The sequence below is a fragment of the Pseudomonas sp. R2-37-08W genome (genome assembly GCF_003851705.1).
Classification (GTDB): Bacteria; Pseudomonadota; Gammaproteobacteria; order Pseudomonadales; family Pseudomonadaceae; genus Aquipseudomonas.
Genome location: NZ_CP027728.1, coordinates 1,274,049 through 1,300,018, shown reverse-complemented (window position 1 = coordinate 1,300,018; position 25,970 = coordinate 1,274,049). Strand labels below are relative to the sequence as shown.

Sequence of the window (25,970 nt, the reverse complement as noted above, 5' to 3'; positions counted from 1 at the left end):
TACTGTAGGAGCGAGCTTGCTCGCGAAAAACGCCCAGGCAACGCGTTCATTCTGGATAAACGCGGGGGCCTTAAGTGCTTCGCGAGCAAGCTCGCTCCTACAGAGAAGCCAAAAAAAGCCCCGCCCTCTTATGAGAGGCGGGGCTTTTTATTGCGTGGCCTTTTACCAAAGCATCAAGCTTCAGTCTTGGCTGCCGCTTTTTCCGCTGCATCTTTGATCAGCGCTTGCAACGAGCCATCAGCTGCCATCTCAGTGATGATGTCGCTACCGCCAACCAGTTCACCGGCCACCCACAACTGCGGGAAAGTCGGCCAGTTGGCGTATTTAGGCAAGTTGGCGCGGATTTCCGGGTTCTGCAGGATATCCACGTAAGCGAACTTCTCGCCACACGCCATGATGGCCTGGGACGCTTTCGCGGAGAAACCGCACTGGGGAGCGTTTGGCGCGCCTTTCATGTAAAGCAGAATGGTGTTGTTGGCAATCTGCTCTTTGATCGTTTCGATGATATCCATGGAACACCTCTGCAGGAACTTTGCGACTCACGGGTCGGCACGGTGGCGCATTGTAACGCAAAAAACCTGCAGGATGCTCGGGCGCGCCGACAGCCAGCCTCACGCCGCTGCAACTTTCACGGGCACGCCATTGAGCGCCGCATTGCCGGAGAGCTCGTCCAACTGCCGCTCATCGGTCAAATCATTCGCACTTGCCCCCGGCTGACCGCTGGCGATGCTCATCTGCACACCTGGGCGCCCGTGCCCCCAGCCATGCGGCAGGCTGACCACGCCGGGCATCATGTCCAAGCTGGCGACCACCTCGACTTCGACCATGCCGATGCGTGAGCTGACGCGCACCCGCTGACCGTCGTTCAATTGCCGACTGGCCAGGTCATCAGGATGCATCAGCAGTTGATGGCGCGGCTTACCCTTCACCAGCCGATGATAGTTATGCATCCAGGAATTATTGCTGCGCACATGGCGACGACCGATCAGCAGCAGTTCGTCAGCCACGGGCACCGGTTGCGCCGCAAAACGCGCCAGGTCCGCCAGGATCACTAGCGGCGCCGCCTGCACCTTGCCATCGGCGGTTTTCAGCCGCTCGGCCAGGTTTGGCTGGAGCGGCCCCAGATCCACGCCATGGGGATGATCGGCCAGCATCGCCACCGACAGCTTGCGCGCAGATGCATCCCCGTAAGTCCCGGCGCGCAACCCGAAGTCGATCATCTGCGCGGGAGGCATCGTCGGCTTGAGCACCACGCCGGTGTGGGCCGAGAATGCCTTGGCCAGGCCGACGAAGATTTCCCAGTCGTGCAGCGCACCTTCAGGCTTGGGCAGGATCGCGCGATTGAAGCGCGTGACGTTGCGTACCGCGAACATATTGAAGGTGGTGTCGTAGTGATCATTCTCCAGTGCCGAAGTGGACGGCAGGATCAGATCGGCATAGCGCGTGGTCTCGTTGATGTAGAGGTCGATACTGACCATGAACTCCAACCCATCCAGCGCCTGCTCCAGCTGCCGGCCGTTGGGCGTTGACAATACCGGGTTGCCGGCCACCGTCACCAGGGCGCGGACTTGCCCTTCGCCTTCGGTGAGCATTTCTTCGGCCAGGGCAGACACCGGCAGCTCTCCCCCGTACTCGGGCCGCCCGGACACGCGGCTCTGCCAGCGATTGAAATGCCCGCCGCCGGTCGAGGCCACCAAATCCACTGCCGGCGTGGTGCACAAGGCGCCGCCTACCCGATCCAGATTGCCGGTCACCAGGTTGATCAGTTGCACCAGCCAATGACACACCGTGCCGAACGCCTGGGTCGAGACGCCCATTCGCCCGTAACACACCGCTTTATCCGCCGCCGCGAAGTCCCGCGCCAGTTGGCGGATCTGCTCGGCAGGCACCGCACACTGACGGCTCATGGCCTCGGCGGTAAACCCGGCGATCGCCTGGCGCACGGTCTCCAAACCATCAACCGGTAAATGGCTGTCGCGGGTCAATCCCTCGGCGAACAGGGTGTTGAGCAGCCCGAACAATAAGGCCGCGTCACCGCCAGGACGCACGAACAGGTGCTGATCGGCAATCGCCGCCGTCTCGCTGCGGCGAGGGTCAACCACCACCACTTTGCCGCCTCGGGCCTGAATGGCCTTGAGGCGCTTCTCCACGTCTGGCACGGTCATGATGCTGCCGTTGGAGGCGAGCGGGTTGGCGCCCAGGATCAACATGAAGTCGGTGTGGTCGATGTCCGGAATCGGCAGCAACAAGCCATGCCCGTACATCAGGTGGCTGGAGAGGTGATGGGGCAGTTGGTCTACCGACGTCGCGGAGTACCGGTTACGCGTTTTCAACAGGCCGAGAAAGTAGTTGCTGTGGGTCATCAGCCCGTAGTTGTGCACGCTGGGGTTGCCTTGATACACCGCCACCGCATTCTGCCCGTGCCGGGCCTGAATGCCCGCGAGGCGTTCGGCTACCAGCGCAAACGCTTCTTCCCACGGGATTGGTTGCCATTCGTTACCCACCCGCAACATAGGCTGGTGCAGGCGATCCGGGTCATTCTGGATATCCTGCAACGCCACCGCTTTCGGGCAGATGTGCCCCCGACTGAAGGTGTCCAACGGGTCGCCCTTGATCGAGGTGATCGCCAGGCTGCCGTCGTCGCCTTGGGTGGTTTCCAAGGTGAGGCCGCAGATCGCTTCGCATAGGTGGCAGGCACGGTGATGGAGAGTCTTGGTCATGGCCAGTCTTTTTATAAGGGCTTTGTTCAACTATGGGCCGCGACCGCTCGGTGCGCCAGCAACGTTCGCGCGGTGAATCGGCAGCCATAGGCCAAAGCACGGCCAAGAGTGAGCAAATGTTTCGGAAACCTCCCCGCACGCGCCTGAAACCGCTGAAACCAGGCCCGGACCCGCCCCTGCGCATTGCAAAAGGTCTCGACGCCAGTGTACAAATGGGCCGCTGCTGTCAGGAAACCGTCTTCAAAAGCGCTTCGGCGCCCTGCTTGAACACCCTTAAAAACCGTAGCCCTATTGGTAAGACGCGACATTTAATGTCAATATCGCGCCTTCCCCTATTTCGTCGCCCCGTGCGGCTTTCGCCGCAGGTCTCGCCCGTTGTCACAATAAACAAGGCTTTGAGTATCTGCGGTCTGTTGCAAAAGGTAGTTAATGATGAGCGCAAGGCACTTTCTCTCCCTGATGGATTGCACGCCCGAAGAGCTGGTCAGCGTGATCCGTCGAGGCATTGAGCTTAAAGACCTGCGTAACCGCGGTGTACTGTTCGAGCCTCTGAAAAACCGCGTGCTCGGGATGATTTTCGAGAAGTCCTCGACCCGCACCCGCTTGTCCTTCGAAGCCGGCATGATCCAACTGGGTGGCCAGGCGATCTTCCTGTCGCCGCGCGATACCCAATTGGGCCGTGGCGAGCCGATCAGCGATTGCGCCATCGTGATGTCGCGCATGCTCGACGCCGTGATGATCCGCACCTTCGCCCACAGCACCTTGACCGAATTTGCCGCCAACTCGCGCGTGCCGGTAATCAACGGCCTGTCCGATGACCTGCATCCATGCCAGTTGCTGGCCGACATGCAAACCTTCCTCGAGCACCGCGGCTCGATCCAGGGCAAGACCGTGGCCTGGATCGGCGACGGCAATAATATGTGCAACAGCTATATAGAAGCCGCGATCCAGTTCGACTTCCACCTGCGTATCGCCTGCCCCGAGGGTTACGAACCCAGCGCCGAGTTCCTGGCCAAGGCCGATGGTCGCGTGCAACTGCTGCGCGATCCGAAAGACGCGGTGGTCGGCGCCCATCTGGTCAGCACCGACGTCTGGACCTCCATGGGCCAGGAAGACGAAACCGCCAAGCGCCTGGCCCTGTTCGCGCCGTTCCAGGTGACCCGTGCCCTGCTCGACCTGGCCGCGCCGGACGCGCTGTTCATGCACTGTCTGCCTGCCCACCGTGGCGAAGAAATCAGCCTCGACCTGCTCGACGACCCACGCTCGGTCGCCTGGGACCAGGCCGAAAACCGTCTGCATGCGCAAAAGGCCCTGCTCGAATTTCTCGTCCCGCCGTCGTACCACCACGCATGAGCCAGCCATTACTGCTGAACCTGCGCAATCTGGCATGCGGCTATCAAGATCAACGGGTGGTGCAGAACCTCAATCTGCACCTCAACGCTGGCGACATCGGCTGCCTGCTGGGCTCCTCGGGCTGCGGCAAGACCACCACCCTGCGTGCAATTGCGGGGTTCGAGCCGGTGCACGAAGGCGAAATCAGCCTGGCGGGCGAAGTGATCTCCAGTGCCGGCTTCACGCTGGCACCCGAGAAACGTCGTATCGGCATGGTGTTCCAGGACTACGCGCTGTTTCCTCATCTGAGCGTGGCCGACAACATCGCCTTCGGCATCCGCAAGCACCCGCAAAAAGACCGCGTGGTGGCCGAATTGCTGGAACTGGTCAACCTCAAAGACCTGGGCAAACGCTTTCCCCACGAGCTTTCCGGTGGCCAGCAGCAACGTGTCGCCCTCGCCCGCGCCCTGGCGCCGGAGCCGCAGCTGCTGCTGCTGGACGAACCCTTTTCCAACCTGGATGGCGAACTACGGCGCAAGCTCAGCCATGAAGTGCGCGACATTCTCAAGGCGCGCGGCACCAGCGCGATCCTGGTCACCCATGACCAGGAAGAAGCCTTCGCCGTCAGCGATCACGTGGGCGTGTTCAAGGAGGGCCGTCTTGAGCAGTGGGACACGCCCTACAACCTCTACCACGAACCGCAGACGCCGTATGTGGCCAGCTTTATCGGCCAGGGCTATTTCATCCAGGGTCAATTGAGCTCGCCCGAGTCCGTCAGCACTGAGCTGGGCGAGCTGCGCGGCAACCGTGCCTATACCTGGGCCACCGGTGGCGCGGTGAAGGTGTTGCTGCGCCCGGATGACATCGTCTATGCGCCGGACAGTGCTCTCAAAGCGCGGATTGTTGGCAAGACCTTCCTCGGTGCGTCGACCCTGTACCGCCTACAGTTGCCGACCGGTGCGCAGTTGGAGTCGATTTTCCCCAGCCACGTCGATCAGCAGATGGGCACGGATGTGGGCATTCGAGTGGCCGCCGAGCATCTGGTGCTGTTCCAGGCGTAAGCTGCTACCTTGTGGGAGGGGGCAAGCCCCTCCCACATTTGGATCTGCGCAGGGCTGAAAATCAGGCCCGACCAATCGGCGCGAAGGTGGCTTGGGTATGTTCAGCCAACACCCTGGCTGGCAACTCTACCTCCAACCCCCTCCGGCCGGCGCTGACAAAAATCGTCGCAAACGGCTGCGCCGTCACATCGATGAACGTGCGCAAGCGCTTCTTTTGCCCCAAAGGGCTGATGCCGCCCAAAAGATACCCGGTGGAGCGCTGCGCCGCCGCCGGGTCGGCCATTTCGACTTTCTTGACGCCCGCCGCGTGAGCCAGGGCTTTCAGGTCCAGACTTCCGACGACCGGCACCACCGCCACCAACAATTCGCCCTTCTCACTGCTGGCAAGCAAGGTCTTGAACACCTGCGCCGGGTCGAGAGCCAATTTCTCCGCGGCCTCCAGGCCATACGAAGCCGCCTTGGGATCGTGCTCATAACTATGGATGCGATGTTCGGCGCGAACTTTTTTCAACAAATCCAATGCGGGGGTCATGACCTCTCCGGACGTAGCAAACTGAGACTCGATTCTAGGCCAACCCCGCACAAAACGCTCTAGTCCGCCCTATTCGCCAACCCTATTTAATGTGATGAGCGTGATCATTCATCAAACCTATAGTTCGAAAGTGACCAGCAGTTCACTTTCGACCTTTGACAGCGGTCATTCTTGTCTATATTTTTTCGTTTCCGAATACTGTAGGAATAGCCCTCGGTACTCGAGCAGTAAGCCGTGACACAGGATGGGGATCCTCGTCTCGGTGAAAATCGCGCAACGGCCCGTTGAGGCCTGCGCCAGACAAGAACAACAACTGAGGTTTTCCATGACAACTGCTCTTCAACAGCCTTCACTTTCGAGCCAATGCATGGCCGAATTCCTCGGCACTGCGCTGCTGATCTTCTTCGGTACCGGGTGCGTCGCTGCGCTCAAGGTCGCGGGTGCGAGCTTTGGCTTGTGGGAAATCAGCATTATCTGGGGGGTCGGCGTGAGCATGGCGATCTACCTGAGTGCCGGTATTTCCGGGGCTCACCTCAATCCGGCGGTGAGTATCGCTCTGTGTATTTTCGCCGATTTCGAAAAACGCAAACTGCCGTTCTACATCCTCGCCCAAATCGCCGGCGCCTTCTGCTCCGCCGCGCTGGTGTACACGCTCTACAGCAATCTGTTTTTCGATTACGAACAAACCCACCACATGGTACGTGGCTCCCAGGCCAGCCTGGAGTTGGCCTCAGTGTTCTCCACCTATCCTCATGCACTGCTCAGCACGGCCCAGGCGTTCCTGGTGGAAATGGTCATCACCGCGATCCTGATGGGCGTGATCATGGCCCTGACCGACGACAACAATGGCCTGCCCCGCGGCCCGCTGGCGCCGTTGCTGATCGGCCTGTTGATCGCCGTGATTGGCAGCGCGATGGGCCCGTTGACCGGCTTTGCGATGAACCCGGCGCGGGATTTCGGGCCCAAGCTGATGACCTTTTTCGCTGGCTGGGGTGAAATGGCCTTTACTGGCGGCCGCGATATTCCTTACTTCCTGGTACCGATTTTCGCGCCGATTGTGGGCGCATGCCTCGGCGCTGCAGCGTATCGCGGGCTGATTGCCCGTCACCTGCCGAGCGCCGCACCTGCTATAGCTGAAACAACTGACACGGCTGTCAACGGCAACACCCGCATTTCCTGAAAGCGCCAGCCAGGGTCCCTGCCCTTCGTGACCCCGGCTGATTTCTGACTTCCTTATTTCGTCCAAGGCAATTGACATGACCGACCTTCAGAATAAGAACTACATCATTGCCCTCGATCAGGGCACCACCAGTTCCCGCGCGATCATCTTCGATCGTGACGCCAACGTGGTGTGCACCGCCCAGCGCGAGTTCGTCCAGCATTACCCGCAGGCGGGTTGGGTCGAGCATGACCCGATGGAAATCTTCGCCACCCAGAGCGCGGTGATGGTTGAGGCGCTGGCCCAGGCTGGCCTGCACCACGACCAGGTCGCCGCCATCGGCATCACCAACCAGCGCGAAACCACCGTGGTATGGGACAAGGTCACCGGCCGCCCGATCTACAACGCCATCGTCTGGCAGTGCCGCCGCAGTACCGAGATCTGCCAGCAGCTCAAGCGCGACGGCCACGAGCAATACATCAGCGACACCACAGGCCTGGTCACCGACCCCTACTTCTCCGGCACCAAACTCAAGTGGATCCTCGACAACGTCGAAGGCGGCCGCGAGCGTGCTCGCAACGGCGAGTTGCTGTTCGGCACCATCGACAGCTGGCTGATCTGGAAATTTACCGGCGGCAAGACCCACGTCACCGACTACACCAATGCTTCGCGCACCATGCTCTTCAACATCCACACCCTGGAATGGGATGCGAAGATGCTGGAGATTCTGGACGTTCCACGGGAAATGCTGCCGGAAGTTAAATCTTCGTCCGAGATCTACGGCCGCACCAAAAGCGGCATCGCCATCGGCGGCATTGCTGGCGACCAGCAAGCCGCGCTGTTCGGCCAAATGTGCGTCGAGCCCGGCCAGGCCAAAAACACCTATGGCACCGGCTGCTTCCTGCTGATGAACACCGGCGACAAAGCGGTGAAATCCAAGCATGGCATGCTCACCACCATCGCTTGCGGCCCGCGTGGCGAAGTGGCCTACGCACTGGAAGGCGCAGTCTTCAACGGCGGATCCACCGTGCAGTGGTTGCGTGACGAGTTGAAAATCATCAACGACGCCCACGACACCGAATACTTTGCCGGCAAGGTCAAGGACAGCAACGGCGTTTACCTGGTCCCGGCCTTCACCGGCCTGGGCGCGCCGTACTGGGACCCGTATGCCCGTGGCGCATTGTTCGGCCTGACCCGTGGCGTACGCGTGGATCACATTATTCGTGCAGCCCTGGAGTCGATTGCCTACCAGACCCGTGACGTGCTCGACGCCATGCAACAGGACTCGGGCGAACGCCTCAAAGCCCTGCGTGTGGACGGCGGCGCCGTGGCCAACAACTTCCTGATGCAATTCCAGGCCGATATCCTCGGTACCCAGGTCGAGCGTCCGCAAATGCGTGAGACCACGGCATTGGGCGCGGCGTACCTGGCGGGCCTGGCCTGTGGCTTCTGGGGCAGCCTGGACGAGCTGCGCGGCAAAGCGGTGATCGAGCGCGAATTCGAACCACAGCTGGATGAAGCGGCTAAAGAGAAACTCTACGCAGGCTGGCAAAAAGCAGTCAGCCGCACCCGCGACTGGGAGCCGCACGAAGGCGCCGAATAAGCCAAGCGCCGGATCTCCACCGGTTGTAACTGGCAGGGAGCGGATTCCTGCGTCATCATGGGCCACTTTTGTATGGCAGCCCAAAGGACGCCCCATGAATCTGCCTCCCCGCCAACAACAAATCCTCGAGCTGGTCCGCGAACGCGGCTACGTCAGTATCGAGGAAATGGCGCAGTTGTTCGTCGTCACCCCGCAAACCATCCGCCGCGATATCAACCAGTTGGCGGACGCCAATCTGCTGCGCCGCTACCACGGCGGCGCGGCCTATGACTCCAGTGTCGAGAACACCGCGTACGCCATGCGTGCCGACCAGATGCGCGATGAAAAACAGCGTATCGGCGAAGCCATCGCGGCGCAGATCCCCGATCACGCCTCATTGTTCATCAATATCGGCACCACCACCGAATCCATCGCCCGTGCGCTGCTCAATCACCATCACCTGAAAATCATCACCAACAACCTCAACGTCGCCACCATGCTCAGTGCCAAGGACGACTTCGATGTGTTGCTGACCGGCGGCAATGTGCGCCGTGACGGCGGCGTGGTAGGCCAGGCCAGTGTTGATTTCATCAACCAGTTCAAGGTCGACTTTGCGTTGGTGGGTATCAGTGGCATTGATGAGGATGGCAGCCTGCTGGATTTCGACTATCAGGAAGTACGGGTTTCCCAGGCGATCATCGCCAATGCGCGACAAGTGATTCTGGCCGCGGACTCCAGCAAGTTCGGGCGCAACGCCATGATTCGCCTGGGGCCGATCAGTCTGGTGGACTGCCTGGTGACTGATCAGCAGCCGGTGCCGGCGTTGGTGCAGTTGTTGAATCAGCATAAGGTTCGTTTGGAAGTCGTCTGACTTCTCGTTCCCACGCTCCGCGTGGGAATGCACCGCAGGACGCTCCGCGTCCGCTGTGACGCAGAGCGTCATGGGCTCAATTCCCACGCGGAGCGTGGGAACTATCAGTTCACAAATTTTCCTTTCCCTACCCTTCGATGAGTTTTTTCAATCGAAGTTGGCTGGCTGCGCGCGCATTTATCAGCTACCATTTTCGCAAATGAACATTAATGTTCGAATTCCAATACGAAAAGATCGCGAGGCCAGCCGATGAACCCTTCTACCTTGCCTGCACCACCGCTTGCCGAAGTCTATGACGTTGCCGTAATCGGCGGCGGGATCAATGGCGTCGGCATTGCAGCAGACGCAGCCGGGCGCGGTTTGTCGGTATTCCTTTGCGAAAAGGACGACTTGGCCAGCCACACGTCTTCTGCCAGCAGCAAGCTGATCCACGGTGGCTTGCGCTACCTGGAACATTACGAGTTCCGCCTGGTACGCGAAGCCCTGGCCGAGCGTGAAGTACTGCTGGCGAAGGCCCCGCACATCGTCAAGCAGATGCGCTTTGTGTTGCCGCACCGTCCGCACCTGCGTCCGGCCTGGATGATCCGTGCCGGCCTGTTCCTGTATGACCACCTGGGCAAGCGCGAGAAACTGGCCGGTTCGAAAAGCCTCAAGTTCGGTGCCGACAGCCCGCTGAAAAGCGAAATCACCAAAGGCTTCGAATATTCCGACTGCTGGGTCGACGACGCCCGCCTCGTGGTGCTCAACGCCATGGCCGCGCGTGAGAAAGGCGCGCATATCCACACCCAGACCCGTTGCGTGAGTGCCCACCGCAGCAACGGCTTGTGGGAAATGAACATGCAACGCGCCGATGGCAGCCTGTTCTCGATCCGCGCCCGGGCGCTGGTGAACGCCGCCGGCCCGTGGGTCGCCAAGTTCATCAAGGACGACCTGAACCTGGATTCGCCTTACGGCATTCGCCTGATCCAGGGCAGCCACCTGATCGTGCCGAAACTCTACGAAGGTGCACATGCGCACATTCTGCAGAACGAAGACCAGCGCATCGTCTTCACGATTCCGTACCTCAATCACCTGACCATCATCGGCACCACCGACCGCGAATACACCGGTGATCCGGCGAAAGTTACGATCACCGAAGGTGAAACCGACTACATGCTCAAGGTGGTCAACGCACACTTCAAGAAACAGCTGAGCCGTGACGATATCGTCCACACCTATTCGGGCGTGCGCCCGCTGTGCAACGACGAATCGGACAACCCGTCGGCCATTACCCGCGACTACACCCTGTCGCTGTCCGGCGGCAGCGGCGAGGCGCCGATCCTGTCGGTGTTCGGCGGCAAGCTGACGACTTACCGCAAGCTCGCCGAATCGGCCATGGCGCAACTGGCGCCGTACTTCACCCAGATGCGCCCAAGCTGGACCGCCAAGGCCAGTCTGCCGGGCGGCGAAGACATGACCACGCCAGAAGCCCTGGCCGAGGCTATTCGCAGCAAGTTCGACTGGGTGCCGAGCGAGATCGCCCGTCGCTGGTCGACCACCTACGGCAGCCGCACCTGGCGCCTGCTGGAAGGTGTGCAAACCCTGGCCGATATGGGTGAGCACCTGGGCGGTGGCCTTTACACCCGCGAAGTCGATTACCTGTGCGCCGAAGAATGGGTAACCCAGCCTCAGGACCTGCTGTGGCGCCGCACCAAGCTGGGCCTGTTCACCACTGCAGCAGAGCAGGACAACCTGCAACGCTACCTGTCCAAGGTTGAACAGACGCGCAGCAAGATCGAAGCGGCCTGACGCCCGGCCGACACCTGTAGGAGCGAGCTTGCTCGCGAAAAACCTGAGAGCGCCGCGTTTATCCGGAATAAACGCGGCGCTTTTGCGTTTTTCGCGAGCAAGCTCGCTCCTACCTTAGGAGTGCCTGCCATTCGGTTTTCCGAACGCAGAACCTGCTCCTATTCGGTTTGCCGTACCCCGGTAGTAAGCTGACACTGTCATACAAAGTTAATAACCATATAAATCAACTGGTTAGGCTTTTGTTTTCGGTATGGCACGACTCATGCTCTACACTTCCTGACGATTGCCTGAGACACCTCAGCAGCCGTCAAGGCATTCGCTGTACAAGAGAGCCGTTTAGCTGGCTTTATAAAAAAACAAATGTCGAGGAAGTATTGATGCGCATCGTTCCCCATATCCTGGGCGCAGCTATCGCTGCTGCTCTGATCAGCACTCCAGTTTTCGCCGCCGAACTCACCGGCACGCTGAAGAAAATCAACGACTCCGGCACTATCACTCTCGCTCACCGCGACAGCTCTATCCCGTTTTCCTACATTGCGGATGGCTCGGGCAAACCCGTGGGCTATTCCCATGACATTCAACTGGCCGTCGTTGAAGCCCTGAAAAAAGACCTGAACAAGCCCGATCTGAAGGTCAAATACAACCTGGTGACATCGCAGACCCGTATTCCGCTGATCCAGAACGGCACCGCGGACCTGGAATGCGGCTCCACCACCAACAACGCCGAACGCGCCCAGCAAGTTGACTTCACCACCAACATCTTCGAAATCGGCACCCGTCTGCTGGTCAAGAAAGACAAGGATGGCAAGCCGTCCTACGTTGACTTTGCCGACCTGAAAGGCAAGAACGTCGTGACCACCGCCGGCACCACGTCCGAGCGCATCATCAAGGCGATGAACGCCGACAAGCAGATGGGCATGAACGTCATCTCCGCCAAAGACCACGGCGAATCCTTCCAGATGCTCGAAAGCGGCCGCGCGGTTGCCTTCATGATGGACGACGCCCTGCTGGCCGGCGAAGAAGCCAAGGCCAAGAAGCCGGATGACTGGGTGATCACCGGTACTCCGCAGTCCTTCGAAGCCTACGCGTGCATGGTTCGCAAAGGCGACCCGGACTTCAAGAAAGCCGTGGATGACGCCATCGCCAGCCTGTACAAGTCCGGCGAAATCAACAAGATCTACGCCAAGTGGTTTGAAAGCCCGATTCCACCAAAAGGCCTGAACCTCAACTTCCCGATGAGCGACAAGGTCAAGGAACTGATCAAGAACCCGAGCGACAAACCGGCTCCGGAAGTAAAGATCTAAAACCTGGCTAACCTTATCGCCTGAGGGAGCCAAACTCCCTCAGGCGTTTGTAATTACCTGCTGGCTTTAACTTGGAACACTCGACCTGGCGGTTTTCGAGCCGATTGCGTGTGCCTGACGTTCAACGTCAGGAGGGAACGGATTGTCCCAAGCGGGTGCTTGTACATCGATCGATCTCGAGGGGAGACCCTAATGAATTACAACTGGGACTGGGGCGTGTTCTTCAAGTCCACCGGCGTTGGCAGCGAGACTTATCTCGACTGGTACATCGCCGGCCTGGGCTGGACCATCGCCATCGCTGTCGTGGCATGGATCATTGCCTTGCTGCTGGGCTCCATTCTGGGGGTCATGCGCACCGTGCCAAACCGCCTCGTATCGGGCATCGCGACCTGCTACGTGGAACTGTTTCGTAACGTGCCGCTGCTGGTTCAGCTGTTCATCTGGTATTTCCTGATACCCGATCTGCTGCCGCAGAACCTGCAGGACTGGTACAAACAAGACCTGAACCCGACCACCTCGGCCTACCTGAGCGTCGTCGTGTGCCTGGGCCTGTTCACCGCCGCCCGTGTGTGTGAACAAGTGCGCACCGGCATCCAGGCGCTGCCCCGTGGCCAGGAAGCCGCCGCGCGCGCCATGGGCTTCAAGCTGCCGCAGATCTACTGGAACGTGCTGCTGCCCCAGGCCTATCGCATCATCATTCCGCCGCTTACCTCCGAATTCCTCAACGTGTTCAAGAACTCCTCCGTGGCGTCCTTGATCGGCCTGATGGAACTGCTGGCGCAAACCAAGCAGACCGCCGAGTTTTCGGCCAACCTGTTTGAAGCCTTCACCCTGGCCACGCTGATCTACTTCACCCTGAACATGAGCCTGATGCTGCTGATGCGCGTGGTCGAGAAGAAAGTCGCGGTGCCCGGCCTGATCTCCGTGGGGGTAAATAATGGACTTCGATTTCAGCGGTATCATCCCCGCGATCCCGGGCCTGTGGAACGGCATGGTCATGACCCTGCAGTTGATGGTCATGGGCGTGGTCGGCGGCATCATCCTGGGTACGATCCTCGCGCTGATGCGCCTGTCATCCAGCAAGCTGCTGTCCCGTGTGGCCGGCGCCTATGTGAACTACTTCCGTTCGATCCCGCTGCTGTTGGTGATCACCTGGTTCTACCTGGCGGTGCCGTTCGTGCTGCGCTGGATCACCGGTGAAGACACGCCGATCGGCGCGTTCACTTCCTGCGTCGTGGCCTTCATGATGTTCGAAGCCGCGTACTTCTGCGAAATCGTGCGGGCCGGCGTGCAGTCGATTCCCAAGGGCCAGATGGCCGCCGCGCAGGCGATGGGCATGACCTACGGCCAGACCATGCGCCTGATCATCCTGCCCCAGGCGTTTCGCAAGATGACCCCGCTGCTGCTGCAGCAGAGCATCATCCTGTTCCAGGACACGTCGCTGGTCTACACCGTGGGCCTGGTGGACTTCCTCAACTCTGCCCGTTCCAACGGCGACATCATCGGCCGCTCCAATGAGTTCCTGATCTTCGCCGGTGTCGTCTACTTCATCATCAGCTTTTCCGCCTCGCTGCTGGTCAAGCGTCTGCAAAAAAGGTTTGCCGTATGATCTCTATCAAGAACATCAACAAGTGGTATGGCGACTTCCAGGTGCTGACCGACTGCAGCACCGAGGTTAAAAAAGGCGAAGTGATCGTGGTGTGCGGGCCGTCCGGCTCGGGCAAGTCCACCCTGATCAAGTGCGTGAATGCGCTGGAGCCGTTCCAGAAGGGCGACGTGATCGTCGATGGCACTTCCATTGCCGACCCGAAGACCAACCTGCCGAAACTGCGCTCGCGCGTGGGCATGGTGTTCCAGCACTTCGAACTGTTCCCGCACCTGACCATCACCGAGAACCTGACCATCGCGCAGATCAAGGTGCTCGGCCGCAGCAAGGAAGAAGCCACCAAGAAGGGCCTGCAACTGCTGGAGCGCGTCGGCCTGTCGGCCCATGCCCACAAGCATCCAGGCCAACTGTCCGGTGGCCAGCAGCAACGTGTGGCGATTGCCCGCGCCCTGGCCATGGACCCGATCGTCATGCTGTTCGACGAACCGACCTCGGCGCTGGACCCGGAAATGGTCAACGAAGTGCTCGACGTGATGGTGCAGTTGGCCCACGAAGGCATGACCATGATGTGCGTGACCCACGAAATGGGCTTCGCCCGCAAAGTGGCCGACCGCGTGATCTTCATGGACGCCGGCAAGATCATCGAAGACTGCCCGAAAGAAGAGTTCTTCGGCGACATCAGCGCCCGCTCCGAACGTGCTCAGCACTTCCTCGAGAAAATCCTGCAGCACTAAGTATTAAAGCGCATCCACTGAAGAAACCGGACCAATGTGGGAGGGGGCTTGCCCCCGATAGCGGTAGATCAGCGACAGATATACCGACTGACACACTGCAATCGGGGGCAAGCCCCCTCCCACACTGACCGCACAGGCCGGCAGCGCTGGTTGACCCAAGGCATCTGTGATGAAATGCGACCCCACCCCCTATCGCGCTGCGCCGCCATCACTTGCCGTGAAGCCTCGCCTGATACGTCAACTGTTCCTGCCGCCGTTGATCATCGCCCTGATGATCGGCTTGGGTTATATCGGCTTCTGCGTCAGTGAGTACTATGGCATCCGCACCCTCAGCGACAACGGCGAACGCCAGTTGGAGTTGCACGCTCGCACCGTCGAAAGCGAACTGAGCAAATACACCTACCTGCCCAGCCTGCTTGAGCTGGAATCCAGCGTTTCCCTGCTCCTGGCTGACCCCAACCAGGAAACCCGCAAGACCGTCAACGATTACCTCGAAGGCTTGAACCGCCGCAGCCGCAGCCGCGCCATCTACGTGATGGATACCACCGGCCGAGTGCTGGCCACCAGTAACTGGCGCGACGCCGACAGTTACCAGGGTGAAGACCTGTCCTTTCGCGCCTATTTCCAGAACGCCGTGCGCGGCCAGCCCGGTCGTTTCTACGGCATCGGCAGCACCAACGGCGAACCCGGCTACTACCTGGCCCACGGCCTGGAAGAGCATGGCAAGATCATCGGCGTCGCCGTGGTCAAGGTCCGCCTGGAAGCGCTTGAAGAGCGCTGGCAACGCGCGCGCCTCGAAGCTTTTGTCAGCGACGAAAACGGCATCATCATCCTGTCCAGTGACCCGGCCCGCCGCCTCAAGGCCGTGCGTCCCCTGAGCGAAGACACCAGGGACCGGCTGGCTAACAGCCTGCAATATTACTGGTCGACACTGGACGCCCTGGAGCCCCTGGCCCGCGAGCGGCTGAACGAAGGCAGCGAAAAGCTGACCTTCCCGGCCAACAGCGAAGTGGTCAACGACAAGCAAGAAGTCAGTTACCTGGCGCAAACCCGGCCACTGAATGACACACCGTGGAACTTCACCCTGCTCACCCCGCTGAATGAACTACGCCGCGCCGCGATCAACCAGGGCATCCTGGTCGCCGTCGCGTTTGGCTTGGTCGCGTTTTTGCTGATTGCCTGGAACGAGCGGCGCAAGGTCATCGCCACCCGCCTCGCCGCACGGGAGGCCTTGCAGGAAGCCAACAGCCAGCTGGAACGACGGATTGCCGAACGCACCGCCGACCTGCGTGCCAGCAATGAACGCCTCAAAGGCCAGATCCGCGAACGGCGCCAGGCCGAAGAGACTTTGCGCCGTGCCCAGGATGAACTGGTGCAGGCCGGCAAACTCGCAGCGATCGGCCAGATGTCCACCAGCATCGCCCACGAATTGAACCAACCCCTGGCCGCGCTGCGCACCCTGTCCGGCAACACCGTGCGCTTCCTCGAACGTGGGGCCCTGGACACCGCCAGCGCCAACCTCAAGACCATCAACGAACTGATCGATCGCATGGGTCGCATCACCGCCAGCCTGCGCTCGTTCGCCCGGCGCGGTGACGACCAGGGCGAAGCGAACCTGGCCAAGGCGGTGGACGCCGCGTTCCAGGTGCTCGGCGCGCGCCTGGACAACCTGCCCCTGGCCGTGCACCGTGACTTCACCCATGCCCAGTTGCAGATCGATCAGACGCGCCTGGAGCAGATCCTGGTCAACCTGATCGGCAACGCCCTCGATGCGATGCAGGCGCAACCGGCGCCGCAGTTGTGGCTGGAAGGCCAGAGCGCCGAGGGCAAATATCGCCTGCGGGTGCGCGACAATGGCCACGGCATCGACCCCGAGGCACGCAAACACCTGTTCGAGCCCTTCTTCACCACCAAGCCCGGCGAGCAAGGGTTGGGCCTGGGCCTGACCCTTTCCGCGAGCCTTGCGGCGGCCACCGGCGGCAGCCTGGCCGTGGAACATCCGGCCGCTGGTGGTACCGCGTTTGTCCTGAACCTGCCGCTGGCGGGCGCTGAAAAAGTTGAGTCGACATGAATATTGAACCCCAAGACCTCACCGTCCTGATCGTCGAAGATGACCCCCACGTGCTGCTGGGTTGCCAGCAGGCATTGGCGCTGGAAGACATCCCCAGCGTTGGCGTGGGCAGTGCCGAAGAAGCGTTGACCCATATCGGCGAGAATTTTGCCGGCATTGTCATCAGCGATATTCGCCTGCCGGGCATCGATGGCCTGGCCTTGCTCACGCGCCTCAAGGCGCTGGATAAAAGCCTGCCGGTGGTGCTGATCACCGGGCATGGCGACATCTCCATGGCGGTCGGCGCCATGCGCAACGGCGCCTACGACTTCATGGAAAAACCCTTCTCCCCGAACGCCTGGTAGACGTCGCCCGTCGTGCCCTAGAACAGCGTGGGCTGGCGCGGGAAGTCTGGTCGCTGCGGCGCCAACTGGCCGAGCGCGATTCGTTGGAGGGCCGCATCATCGGGCGCTCGCCGGCGATGCAAAACCTGCGCGAACTGATCGCCAACGTTGCCGACACGTCGGCCAACGTGCTGATCGAAGGCGAAACCGGCACCGGCAAGGAGCTGGTCGCGCGCTGTCTGCATGACTTCAGCCGGCGCCACGCCCACCAGTTCGTCGCCCTGAACTGCGGTGGGCTGCCGGAGAACCTGTTCGAAAGCGAGATCTTCGGCCACGAAGCCAACGCGTTTACCGGCGCCGGCAAGCGCCGCATCGGCAAGATCGAGCACGCCCATGAAGGCACGCTGTTTCTCGATGAAGTGGAAAGCATGCCGATCAACCTGCAGATCAAACTGCTGCGGGTCCTGCAGGAGCGCACCCTTGAACGCCTGGGTTCGAACCAGAGCGTGGCCGTGGATTGCCGGGTGATCGCCGCCACCAAGTCCGACCTCGATGAACTGAGCCGCGCCAGCCAGTTCCGCAGCGACCTGTACTACCGTCTCAATGTCGTCACCCTGGAACTGCCGCCACTGCGCGAGCGCCGTGAAGATATCCTGCAGTTGTTCGAACACTTCCTGCAGCAGTCCTCACTGCGCTTCGATCGCATCGCCCCGGAGCTGGACAACCAGACTCTGTCGAGCCTGATGAGCCACGACTGGCCGGGCAACGTACGCGAACTGCGCAACGTCGCCGAACGCTTCGCCCTGGGCCTGCCCGCATTCAAGAAAAGCGGCACGGGCGGCAGCACCCACGGCCTGGCCTTTACCGAGGCGGTGGAAGCCTTCGAGCGCAACCTGCTCGTTGACGCCCTGCAACGCAGCGGCGGCAACCTGACCCAGGCCAGCCAGGAACTGGGAATGGCCAAGACCACGCTGTTCGACAAGGTCAAAAAATACGGGTTGAGTCACTGATGGATCTATTCTTGAAAGCCGCCCTCGGCGCGGCGGTGGTGCTTATATTGGCCGCACTGGCCAAGACCAAAAACTATTACATCGCAGGCTTGGTGCCGCTGTTTCCGACCTTCGCGCTGATCGCCCACTACATCGTCGGCAAGGGCCGCTCGGTCGAGGATCTGAAGACCACCATTGTGTTTGGGATGTGGTCGATCATTCCGTACTTTGTGTACTTGGCGACGTTGTATGTGATGGTGGATCGGATGCGGTTGGAGGCGTCGCTCGCCGTGGCAGCGGTGGCCTGGTTGATGGCGGCAACCGTCCTGGTAAGCGTCTGGGTACGCCTACACACCTGACACACCACAGTCCAAATGTGGGAGGGGGCTTGCTCCCGATGGCGTTGGGTCAGTCAATAAATTCATGGCTGACATACCGCTATCGGGAGCAAGCCCCCTCCCACAGTTTTAACCACAGTGTGTCAGCGGACTATTTTGTCGACTTGGATGCCCAGCTTCTTCAGGCGATACCAGAAGCTGCGCTCCGAAATACCGATCTTCGCTGCTGCCGCGGCCTGCACGCCATTGCTCTCCTGCAACGCCGCCAGAATGTAGGCTTTCTCCACTTCCGCCAGCGCCGCATCCAGGTCCTGTGGCACACCCGGCCCGTCGCTGAGGATCGCCGTCACCCCGCCCTCGCTCGGTTTCGAAGCAAACAAATACCCCGGCAAATCGATATCCTCGATCACCGGCGAAGCCGCTACGATGGTCGCTCGTTCCACGCAGTTTTGCAGCTCACGGATATTGCCCGGCCAGTGGTACGCCGCCATGGCCTGCAAGGCTTCGGGGCTGAACCCGGTGATGCGTTTGCCGGCGGTCGCACTGAGGGTGCGGGCGAAGTGCCGGGCCAGGGGTGCGATGTCTTCCACGCGCTCGCGCAGGGCCGGCAAAGGAATCGGGAAGACATTCAGCCGGTAATACAGGTCTTCGCGAAATTCCTTGTTGGCCACCGCGTCCAGCAGGTTCTTGTTGGTCGCGGCGATCACCCGCACGTCCACCTTGCGCTCGCGGGGATCACCCACCGGTTCGATGACCCGTTCCTGCAAAGCACGCAAGATCTTGGCCTGCAAGGCCAGCGGCATATCACCGACTTCATCAAGAAACAGCGTGCCCTTGTCGGCCTGCATGAAGCGCCCTACCCGGTCGGCCACGGCGCCGGTGAAAGCGCCTTTGCGATGACCGAACATCTCGCTTTCCAGCAGCCCCTCAGGAATCGCCGCGCAATTGACCGCCACGAACGGTTGGTCGGCACGGCTGCCATGCTTGTGGATCGCGCGGGCGACCATTTCCTTGCCGGTGCCGCTTTCGCCGGTCAGCAGGATGGTTGCGCTGCTGTCGCGCACCGAGTCCACCGCCTGCAGCACTTTACGAAACGCCGGACTGTCACCGACCAGGCTGTCGAACTGTGCATGCTCATCCAGCTCGGCACGCAGGCGCGCGTTATCGCGCATGATGTCGCGAAACTGAAGGGCCTTGGCCACCGTAATGTCCAGCTCGTCGATATCGAACGGCTTGGCAATGTAGTCGTAGGCGCCGTTGCGCATCGACTGCACGGCATTTTTCACCGTGCTGTAGGCCGTCATCACGATCACCGGCAACTGCGGATAACGCTGCTTGATCTCGGCCAGCAACGCCGGCCCGTCCATGCCCGGCATGCGCCAGTCGCTGATGACCAGGTCGATGTCCTCCTGCTCCAGCACCTTGAGCGCGTGCAGGCCATTACCAGCGGTAAACACCTGGATGCCGTTCTGGCTCAGGGCGGATGACAACAGGTCACAGAGCTTGGGCTCGTCGTCGACCACCAATACGTTATGCGTCATGCCCGTTCTCATCCTCGCCGTCGTCTTCACCGTTAGCCGGAATGTACAGGTTGAAGGTGGCGCCGGCATCTTTCTCACTGACGCACTCGATGCTGGCGTCGTGACTCTCCATGATCGAATAGACCTTGGCCAGGCCCAGCCCCGTGCCCGAGGCCTTGGTGGTGACGAACGGCGTGAAAATGCGCTCGACCATATCCGCCGGAATGCCCTGGCCGGTATCGGCGATGCTGATCACGGTAGTGTCACCCACGCTGCGGATACCCAGGGTGAGGCGCCCGCCTTCAGGCATCGCGTCGATGGCGTTGAGAATCAGGTTCAGACAGGCCTGCTTGAGCTGCTTGGCATCCGCGTAGAGCGTGGCGTCGGGCGCCTGGTCGTCAATCTGTGCATCGATATTGTGACTACTCAACTCCGGGCCACAGAAACCGAGGATGTCTTCCACCAACGGGCGGGCCGGTTGCTGTACGCGTATCGGCGGATTGGGCTTGGCGAAGTCGAGGAATTCGGTGATCAGGTCGTTGATCCGGCTGACCTCGCTGATCACGTACTCCAAGTGGCGTTTGTCGGCGTCCGGAAGGTCGGCGCGTCGGTGCAACAGTTGAGTGGCCGTCTTGATGATGCCCAACGGGTTGCGGATTTCATGGGCCAGGCCCATGGCGACTTCACCCAGGGCATGCAGGCGATCACGCCGGCGCAGTTGGGCTTCCAGGTGTTGCAATTCGCCCAGGCGTTCAGTCATGTGGTTGAAGGTGCTGCTCAGTTGCGCCAGCTCGTCGCCGCCGCTGACCTCTACCCGATGCGCGTAGTTGCCGGAGATCACCGCGTCCACACCTTGGGACAAGTCCCGCAGGGGCTGGGTCAGGCGCCGCGACACCCACACCCCTGCCGCCAGTGACAGCGCCGAGCTGACCAGGAAAATCAGCACGAACAAGTTGCTCTGATTCACCAGCCCCACCAGGCTCGTGTGGCGCAGCAGGCCGCTGAAGATTACGCCTTGCAGCTCGCCGGCATCGTTGAATATCGGCCAGTACAAGCCGCTGTACTGGTTGGTGAACTGCTCGCTCGGCTGCCGGGTGCTGCGCAGCTCGGCTTCGACGTTCTTCGGGATGCGCGCCGGGTGGTTTTCGAAGCGCTGGGTGGAAAATATCTCGGAAAACCCCGTGGCATTGGCCAGGTACAAACGCAGGTCCAGGGAATGCACATCGGCCACGCTGGTGAGGAAGCTGCTGTCCAGGTAGGTGGCCACCAGCAACAGATAATCGACGCCATCGCGGTTGGTTTCGAAGGTCGATACCACCAGGCCCGTGCTGACACCGGCCACCTGTACGGTCTGCAACACCGTATTGCTGGTCAGGTTGATCTGCTTGACGATGTCGTCGGCGGCGGTGCTGAACACCACCTTGTGATCACTGCTACGAATCAGCGCCACCACATCGATGTCGGTGGCATCGGCGATGTCGGCGGTGAGCCGGTCATGCCGTTCGGCCTGCCGCGATGAGGGTGGGCTGGTGTAGCGCAGGAACAGCTTGGCCATGCGCGCGTTGTCGTGAAGGATGTCGCCGATCTCGTCCTTGACGATCTTGGTCGACTCCTGCAGCCAGATACGCACGTTGCTGTCGAAAATCTGCGACAACGTGGTGGCGGCCAATTCCGCCGCAATCATGGTCGGAATGACGCTGACCAGCCAGAAGGCCAGCACCAGCTTGCGCTGGACGCTCCAGCGCGAAATGGCAAAGGGGCGGGCTTTCTGGCGGGTCTTGGTGATCATCAGGTTTCGCTTATCGCAGCAGCCATGGCAGGGTCGGAACGATCCGGTCGGAACAACATTTTGACTAACTTGAGCACGCCGTTGACCCACCGATTGCGGTGGCGGAAGAACAGGCTGTTGCCCTGGAACTGACAGCCCAGGCGCAGTTTACTGGCATACCCGGCCTGGCCGCACTCGTACACCGCAATATTGTGTTGAATACAGTAGTCGACATTGGTCAGCCAGCTACGGAAGTACAGGTTGTACTCACGGCTGAACGCGATGTCATGCCCGAAAAACTTATCGATCAGCCGATGCTCATCGAGCAGGATCAGGTTGAACGCCACCAGGTGCTCGTCCACCCAGTAAAGAACACACACCGCACGCGCTTGCAGCTGTTCGAGAATCCCCGTGAAGTAACCGGCGGGCAGGCGTTCGAACTGCAAGTCCGCGCGCATCAGCGTGGCTTCATAGAGGCGCATGACCTCGGGCAGCACATCATTGATGTTGTGCCGCCACTCCACCCGCGGCCCCGGTGCGCGCAGTTTGCGGCGCAGGTCTTTGCGCGTGGATTTACCCAGCGAGCCAAGGTAAGCGTCCACTGAGCCGTAAGGCAGCGGCAACACGCCCGTGGGAAGGCTCGGCATGCTTTGAAAACCAGCCGCACGGCAACTTTCGGCCCAATGCGGGTCGTTGCTCGGTGCGTCCTTGACTGCCAGCAGGCCGACGCCAAAGTCATCCGCATCCCGGCGCGCGACCTCCAGCAAGTGCTTGAGCAACTGCGGGCGCCGCGCATCCGCCACGCCACTGGCAAAACCGACGTCGCAGCGCTCGGCCACCGGCGAACCGAGGGCATACAACCCCAGTTGCAACAGACCCGGCCACAGTCGCGCCACACGTTCGGTCAAGCGCTTGCCGGCGCCCGACAGCGTGGTGTCGAGACGATAATGGGTGATGAACGCCACAGCCACTGCCGCCAGCGTTCCCTCTTCGTAAACCGCCAGGTAACGCCACTGAAAGTCATCGATCGCGGCGTTTTCCACCGCGAGGTAATAGTCCCAGTCTTCCAGCGCACCAGGAAAACAGTCATTCCAGGCATCGCGCTGGATAGCCCGGAGGGTCGGGAAGGCTTGGGTGGTTATCACATCTGATCCCTTTGTGGCGAGGGAGCTTGCTCCCGCTGGGCTGCGAAGCAGCCCCCTCAACAGCAGTGAGTTCTTCCAGCTAAAAAGAGGCAGCCGGTTTCAGGGCAGCTTCGCTGCCCAGCGGGAGCAAGCTCCCTCGCCACACCAGCTCAGGTTCGACGGACCGAATGTGCTGCTCGACAAACGCGGCACTCAACTCGATCACCCGGCGGTATTGCAGGTCGACCGTGATCATGTGGTAGCAGTTATCCAGCAGGATCTTGGTCACCGGGCCACCGAGGTGGCGCTCCACGTAATCGGCGTTCCAGCGGCTGGTGATGTCGTCCTCGATGGAGTGCAGCACCAGCGTCGGTACCTTGACCTCGGGCATGCGTTTCCTGACCACGGCGTTCAGGCGGTGCAACTCGCGCACGGTGATGCCTTCCATGGTCAACAACCCAGCCTCACTGCTTTCGCCTTGCTTCATCTGCCGCTCGACGACGGCCCGCAGGCGTTCGTTCTTGATGCCGTAGGGCGGCTTTTCTTCGAAGCTGCACAGGTGCACGCCGAACGGAATCTTCATCAGCAACGGCGTAAGAAACGCCAGTTTGTTGATGCTCCAGCCGTCGTACTTCAAGGTGGTGGAATACATCAGCAGCCCGGCAACTCGCCCAGGGTGTTCGGCAGCCACATACATCGAAATCACCGCGCCCATGGACAAGCCGCCAACGAACACTTGTGCGTGACGCCGCTCGATCTGTGCGAAGGTCTTGCGCACCCCTTCGTACCAGTCCCGCCAGCCGGTGGCCTGCAAGTCGCTGTTATCACCGCAGTGCCCGGCCAGGGTGGGCACGTACACCGTGCAGTTGCCCGCCTTGACCAGCCCCTTGGCGACCTGGCGCAATTCCGTCGGGGTGCCGGTCAGGCCGTGAATCAACAGGATCCCGACCGGACCAGCACCGAGAACGAAGCCGGCATCACCTTCACCGAGGTCGATCTCGCCGACACTCACCGTGTGGTCGCTCGCACCAGCAGTTGCTCGAGCAGCTTCAGGCCCAGCTCGATTTCCGGGTAGCTGATTTCCAGGGACGGCGCCAGGGTGATCACGTTCTTGTAGTAGCCGCCCACGTCGAGGATCAGGCCGAGCTTCTGGCCATCCACCACCATGTCGCCTTTCATACCCTCCTCGACCATGTAGTCCAGGGTCGCCTTGTCTGGGGTGAAACCGTCCGGGCCGCAGATTTCGCAGCGCAGCGCCAGGCCCAGGCCGTCGACGTCGCCGATGATCGGAAAACGTTTCTGCAAGTCCTGCAGGCCTTCGAGGAAGTATTTGCCCTTGGCCATGACCATCGCGCCGTAGTCGACTTCGCTGGTCATCTTGAACATTTCCAGGCCGACCGCCGTACCCAGTGGGTTGGAAGCGAAGGTGGAGTGGGTCGAACCTGGCGGGAAGATTTTCGGGTTGATCAACTCTTCACGGGCCCAGATGCCGCCCAGCGGGTTGAGGCCGTTGGTCAGCGCTTTGCCGAACACGATCACGTCAGGCTGCACGTCGAAGTGTTCGATCGACCACAGTTTGCCGGTGCGGTAGAAACCCATCTGGATTTCATCGGACACCATCAAAATGCCGTGCTGGTCCAGCACATGCTTGAGTTCGCGATAGAAGTTCATCGGCGGGATCACGTAGCCGCCGGTGCCCTGGATCGGCTCGACGTAGAACGCCGCGTATTCGCACTGGTTGGTTTTCGGGTCCCAGACGCCGTTGTATTCAGTCTCGAACAACCGCGCAAATTGCTGCACACAGTGGCTGCCGTACTCTTCCTTGGTCATGCCCTTCGGGCCACGGAAGTGATAGGGGAACGGGATGAAGTTGGCGCGTTCGCCAAAGTGGCCATAGCGGCGACGGTAGCGGAAGCTGGAGGTGATCGACGAGGCACCGAGGGTGCGCCCGTGGTAGCCGCCTTCGAAGGCGAACATCAGGCTCTTGCCGTTGGACGCGTTACGCACCACTTTCAACGAGTCTTCAATCGACTGCGAACCGCCGACGTTGAAGTGCACGCGACCGTCGAGGCCGAACTTGTTCTTGGCGTCCACCGCGATCATTTCCGACAGCTCGATCTTGCCCTTGTGCAGGTACTGGCTGGCAATCTGCGGCAGGGTGTCGATCTGTTGTTTCAATGCGTTGTTCAGGCGCGGGTTGGCGTAGCCGAAGTTGACGGCCGAGTACCACATCTGCAGGTCGAGGTAAGCCTGGTCTTCGGTGTCCCACACGTAGGAACCTTCGCAACGGCTGAAAATACGCGGCGGCTCGATGTAATGCACGGTGTCGCCGTAGGAGCAGTACTTGGCTTCTTTATCCAGAAGGATCTGGTCTTCAGTGGTAGCGATACGGATATCAGACATGATGGAAAATTTCCTGAGTGTCGGCAGTAAAGGATGTGGCGTTGGCGGCGATGCCTTGTGGCAGCTGCGCCAGCAATGCAGGCACTTCGGCAAAGCTGTCGAAGCGCGCATGGGGAATCTGGTGGGCGACGCAATACTCGGCGAGGCTGCCTTTGGCGAACACGAAGTCGGCGGTGGAAGCCACGCACATATCGGACTTGCCGTCGCCGATCACCAGCACGCGCTTGTTGCGCGGCGTGGATTTGCATTTGCAGTTGCCGGAAGCGGCGCGGCAGGCATCGCTTGCGTAAGGGAAGTCGATGCGCCAGCTGTTCTGGTCGACCTGGCGCAGACGGTTGGCGAGGATCGGCAGCAAGGTCACGTAGTTGCGCGACAGAATGCGCGCGATGCCTTGCTCGATGCCGTCGCTGACCACTTCGATGGTCGCGCCCAGGCCCATGACGTGATCGACGAAATCCGGAAAGTCCGGGTCGATCTCGACACTGTCGAAATAGGCCAGCAACTCGCTCGGGGTCGCCTTGATCAGCGCCAGTTGGCGGCTCAGGCATTCGCGTGAGCCGATATGCCCGTCCAGCCATTCCTGTTCGATGGTTTCCCATTCGGGGCCGGCGAAGCGTTGGAGGACGTTGTCGATGACATCGGTGGGGGTGATGGTCCCGTCGAAGTCACACACGATATGCCATTGGATCATTGCGTCTACCTTTGGAAAGAGGCGCGCTGTATGCGCTTGCCTTACCGGTAGAGC

At 60.7% G+C, this 25,970-nt stretch carries 20 protein-coding genes and 2 pseudogenes; 13 read left to right on the top strand and 9 right to left on the bottom strand.

Annotated elements, in window-relative coordinates:
* Positions 1-173: 173 nt before the first annotated feature.
* Complete coding sequence (gene grxD, locus C4J93_RS05730) at positions 174-512, bottom strand: Grx4 family monothiol glutaredoxin (RefSeq protein WP_110624405.1); 339 nt, start codon at positions 510-512, stop codon at positions 174-176.
* Between the two features lie 99 nt (positions 513-611).
* The gene (locus C4J93_RS05725) at positions 612-2,720 is read right to left on the bottom strand and encodes a molybdopterin oxidoreductase family protein (RefSeq protein WP_124428809.1); all 2,109 of its coding nucleotides are present in this window, start codon (positions 2,718-2,720) and stop codon (positions 612-614) included.
* A gap of 432 nt (positions 2,721-3,152) precedes the next feature.
* On the opposite strand from C4J93_RS05725, the gene argF reads away from it, so the two are divergent.
* Complete coding sequence (gene argF / locus C4J93_RS05715; protein WP_124366008.1) at positions 3,153-4,073, top strand: ornithine carbamoyltransferase; 921 nt, start codon at positions 3,153-3,155, stop codon at positions 4,071-4,073.
* Positions 4,070-5,113, top strand: a complete 1,044-nt coding sequence (locus tag C4J93_RS05710; RefSeq protein WP_124369812.1) for an ABC transporter ATP-binding protein — start codon at positions 4,070-4,072, stop codon at positions 5,111-5,113. Before argF ends, C4J93_RS05710 begins: the two co-directional genes overlap by 4 nt.
* 61 nt (positions 5,114-5,174) lie before the next feature.
* On the opposite strand, the gene ybaK is transcribed toward C4J93_RS05710, so the two are convergent.
* Complete coding sequence (gene ybaK, locus C4J93_RS05705) at positions 5,175-5,645, bottom strand: Cys-tRNA(Pro) deacylase (protein ID WP_124403241.1); 471 nt, start codon at positions 5,643-5,645, stop codon at positions 5,175-5,177.
* Positions 5,646-5,970: 325 nt separating this feature from the next.
* Here ybaK and C4J93_RS05700 point away from each other — a divergent pair, with 325 nt between their 5' ends.
* From C4J93_RS05700 to C4J93_RS05650, 11 genes and pseudogenes are all read left to right on the top strand, one after another.
* Complete coding sequence (locus tag C4J93_RS05700) at positions 5,971-6,825, top strand: MIP/aquaporin family protein (protein WP_124361508.1); 855 nt, start codon at positions 5,971-5,973, stop codon at positions 6,823-6,825.
* A 76-nt stretch (positions 6,826-6,901) separates the two neighbouring features.
* Positions 6,902-8,407, top strand: a complete 1,506-nt coding sequence (glpK, locus tag C4J93_RS05695; RefSeq protein ID WP_124428808.1) for a glycerol kinase GlpK — start codon at positions 6,902-6,904, stop codon at positions 8,405-8,407.
* A gap of 94 nt (positions 8,408-8,501) precedes the next feature.
* A complete protein-coding gene (locus C4J93_RS05690) occupies positions 8,502-9,257 on the top strand; it encodes a DeoR/GlpR family transcriptional regulator (RefSeq protein ID WP_124361506.1) in 756 nt (251 codons plus the stop codon).
* 249 nt (positions 9,258-9,506) lie between these two features.
* Entirely contained in the window at positions 9,507-11,045 is a 1,539-nt protein-coding gene (glpD, locus tag C4J93_RS05685) for a glycerol-3-phosphate dehydrogenase (protein WP_124428807.1), read from the top strand.
* A gap of 377 nt (positions 11,046-11,422) precedes the next feature.
* Positions 11,423-12,349 (top strand): glutamate/aspartate ABC transporter substrate-binding protein, encoded by a 927-nt coding sequence (locus C4J93_RS05680; protein ID WP_124369809.1) that lies wholly within the window; start codon positions 11,423-11,425, stop codon positions 12,347-12,349.
* Between the two features lie 192 nt (positions 12,350-12,541).
* Positions 12,542-13,279 (top strand): annotated as a pseudogene (locus C4J93_RS05675) (amino acid ABC transporter permease); the annotation flags it as partial.
* Positions 13,280-13,286: 7 nt separating this feature from the next.
* Complete coding sequence (locus C4J93_RS05670; protein ID WP_046071144.1) at positions 13,287-13,958, top strand: amino acid ABC transporter permease; 672 nt, start codon at positions 13,287-13,289, stop codon at positions 13,956-13,958.
* Positions 13,955-14,689, top strand: coding sequence for an amino acid ABC transporter ATP-binding protein (locus tag C4J93_RS05665; RefSeq protein ID WP_124361503.1), 735 nt, complete (start codon positions 13,955-13,957; stop codon positions 14,687-14,689). The genes C4J93_RS05670 and C4J93_RS05665 overlap by 4 nt, the downstream gene beginning before the upstream one ends.
* Before the next feature lie 169 nt (positions 14,690-14,858).
* Positions 14,859-16,760, top strand: a complete 1,902-nt coding sequence (locus C4J93_RS05660) for a sensor histidine kinase (protein ID WP_124403237.1) — start codon at positions 14,859-14,861, stop codon at positions 16,758-16,760.
* Between the two features lie 53 nt (positions 16,761-16,813).
* Positions 16,814-18,093: pseudogene (locus C4J93_RS05655) on the top strand (sigma-54-dependent transcriptional regulator).
* Positions 18,093-18,431, top strand: coding sequence for a GlpM family protein (locus C4J93_RS05650; protein WP_124361500.1), 339 nt, complete (start codon positions 18,093-18,095; stop codon positions 18,429-18,431). The pseudogene C4J93_RS05655 and the gene C4J93_RS05650 overlap by 1 nt, the downstream one beginning before the upstream one ends.
* A gap of 122 nt (positions 18,432-18,553) precedes the next feature.
* On the opposite strand, the gene C4J93_RS05645 is transcribed toward C4J93_RS05650, so the two are convergent.
* From C4J93_RS05645 to C4J93_RS05620, 6 genes are all read right to left on the bottom strand, one after another.
* Positions 18,554-19,951, bottom strand: a complete 1,398-nt coding sequence (locus tag C4J93_RS05645; protein WP_124369806.1) for a sigma-54 dependent transcriptional regulator — start codon at positions 19,949-19,951, stop codon at positions 18,554-18,556.
* Positions 19,941-21,719, bottom strand: coding sequence for a HAMP domain-containing sensor histidine kinase (locus C4J93_RS05640; protein ID WP_124428806.1), 1,779 nt, complete (start codon positions 21,717-21,719; stop codon positions 19,941-19,943). Before C4J93_RS05640 ends, C4J93_RS05645 begins: the two co-directional genes overlap by 11 nt.
* Entirely contained in the window at positions 21,719-22,843 is a 1,125-nt protein-coding gene (locus C4J93_RS05635; protein ID WP_124428805.1) for a GNAT family N-acetyltransferase, read from the bottom strand. The genes C4J93_RS05640 and C4J93_RS05635 overlap by 1 nt, the downstream gene beginning before the upstream one ends.
* Before the next feature lie 79 nt (positions 22,844-22,922).
* A complete protein-coding gene (locus tag C4J93_RS05630) occupies positions 22,923-23,834 on the bottom strand; it encodes a carboxylesterase (protein ID WP_124428804.1) in 912 nt (303 codons plus the stop codon).
* Positions 23,831-25,225: an aspartate aminotransferase family protein gene (locus C4J93_RS05625; protein WP_124428803.1), complete on the bottom strand. Its 1,395-nt coding sequence runs from the start codon at positions 25,223-25,225 to the stop codon at positions 23,831-23,833. The genes C4J93_RS05630 and C4J93_RS05625 overlap by 4 nt, the downstream gene beginning before the upstream one ends.
* The gene (locus tag C4J93_RS05620) at positions 25,218-25,916 is read right to left on the bottom strand and encodes an MtnX-like HAD-IB family phosphatase (RefSeq protein WP_124361494.1); all 699 of its coding nucleotides are present in this window, start codon (positions 25,914-25,916) and stop codon (positions 25,218-25,220) included. Before C4J93_RS05620 ends, C4J93_RS05625 begins: the two co-directional genes overlap by 8 nt.
* Positions 25,917-25,970 lie beyond the last annotated feature (54 nt).

Coding starts and splice junctions, on each gene's coding strand:
- C4J93_RS05650 (WP_124361500.1), top strand. CDS start 18,093: ATGGATCTATTCTTGAAAGCCGCCCTCGGCGCGGCGGTGGTGCTTATA.
- C4J93_RS05620 (WP_124361494.1), bottom strand. CDS start 25,916: ATGATCCAATGGCATATCGTGTGTGACTTCGACGGGACCATCACCCCC.
- C4J93_RS05665 (WP_124361503.1), top strand. CDS start 13,955: ATGATCTCTATCAAGAACATCAACAAGTGGTATGGCGACTTCCAGGTG.
- glpK (WP_124428808.1), top strand. CDS start 6,902: ATGACCGACCTTCAGAATAAGAACTACATCATTGCCCTCGATCAGGGC.
- ybaK (WP_124403241.1), bottom strand. CDS start 5,645: ATGACCCCCGCATTGGATTTGTTGAAAAAAGTTCGCGCCGAACATCGC.
- glpD (WP_124428807.1), top strand. CDS start 9,507: ATGAACCCTTCTACCTTGCCTGCACCACCGCTTGCCGAAGTCTATGAC.
- C4J93_RS05710 (WP_124369812.1), top strand. CDS start 4,070: ATGAGCCAGCCATTACTGCTGAACCTGCGCAATCTGGCATGCGGCTAT.
- C4J93_RS05670 (WP_046071144.1), top strand. CDS start 13,287: ATGGACTTCGATTTCAGCGGTATCATCCCCGCGATCCCGGGCCTGTGG.
- C4J93_RS05645 (WP_124369806.1), bottom strand. CDS start 19,951: ATGACGCATAACGTATTGGTGGTCGACGACGAGCCCAAGCTCTGTGAC.
- C4J93_RS05690 (WP_124361506.1), top strand. CDS start 8,502: ATGAATCTGCCTCCCCGCCAACAACAAATCCTCGAGCTGGTCCGCGAA.
- C4J93_RS05725 (WP_124428809.1), bottom strand. CDS start 2,720: ATGACCAAGACTCTCCATCACCGTGCCTGCCACCTATGCGAAGCGATC.
- C4J93_RS05680 (WP_124369809.1), top strand. CDS start 11,423: ATGCGCATCGTTCCCCATATCCTGGGCGCAGCTATCGCTGCTGCTCTG.
- C4J93_RS05660 (WP_124403237.1), top strand. CDS start 14,859: ATGAAATGCGACCCCACCCCCTATCGCGCTGCGCCGCCATCACTTGCC.
- C4J93_RS05700 (WP_124361508.1), top strand. CDS start 5,971: ATGACAACTGCTCTTCAACAGCCTTCACTTTCGAGCCAATGCATGGCC.
- grxD (WP_110624405.1), bottom strand. CDS start 512: ATGGATATCATCGAAACGATCAAAGAGCAGATTGCCAACAACACCATT.
- C4J93_RS05625 (WP_124428803.1), bottom strand. CDS start 25,225: ATGTCTGATATCCGTATCGCTACCACTGAAGACCAGATCCTTCTGGAT.
- C4J93_RS05640 (WP_124428806.1), bottom strand. CDS start 21,719: ATGATCACCAAGACCCGCCAGAAAGCCCGCCCCTTTGCCATTTCGCGC.
- argF (WP_124366008.1), top strand. CDS start 3,153: ATGAGCGCAAGGCACTTTCTCTCCCTGATGGATTGCACGCCCGAAGAG.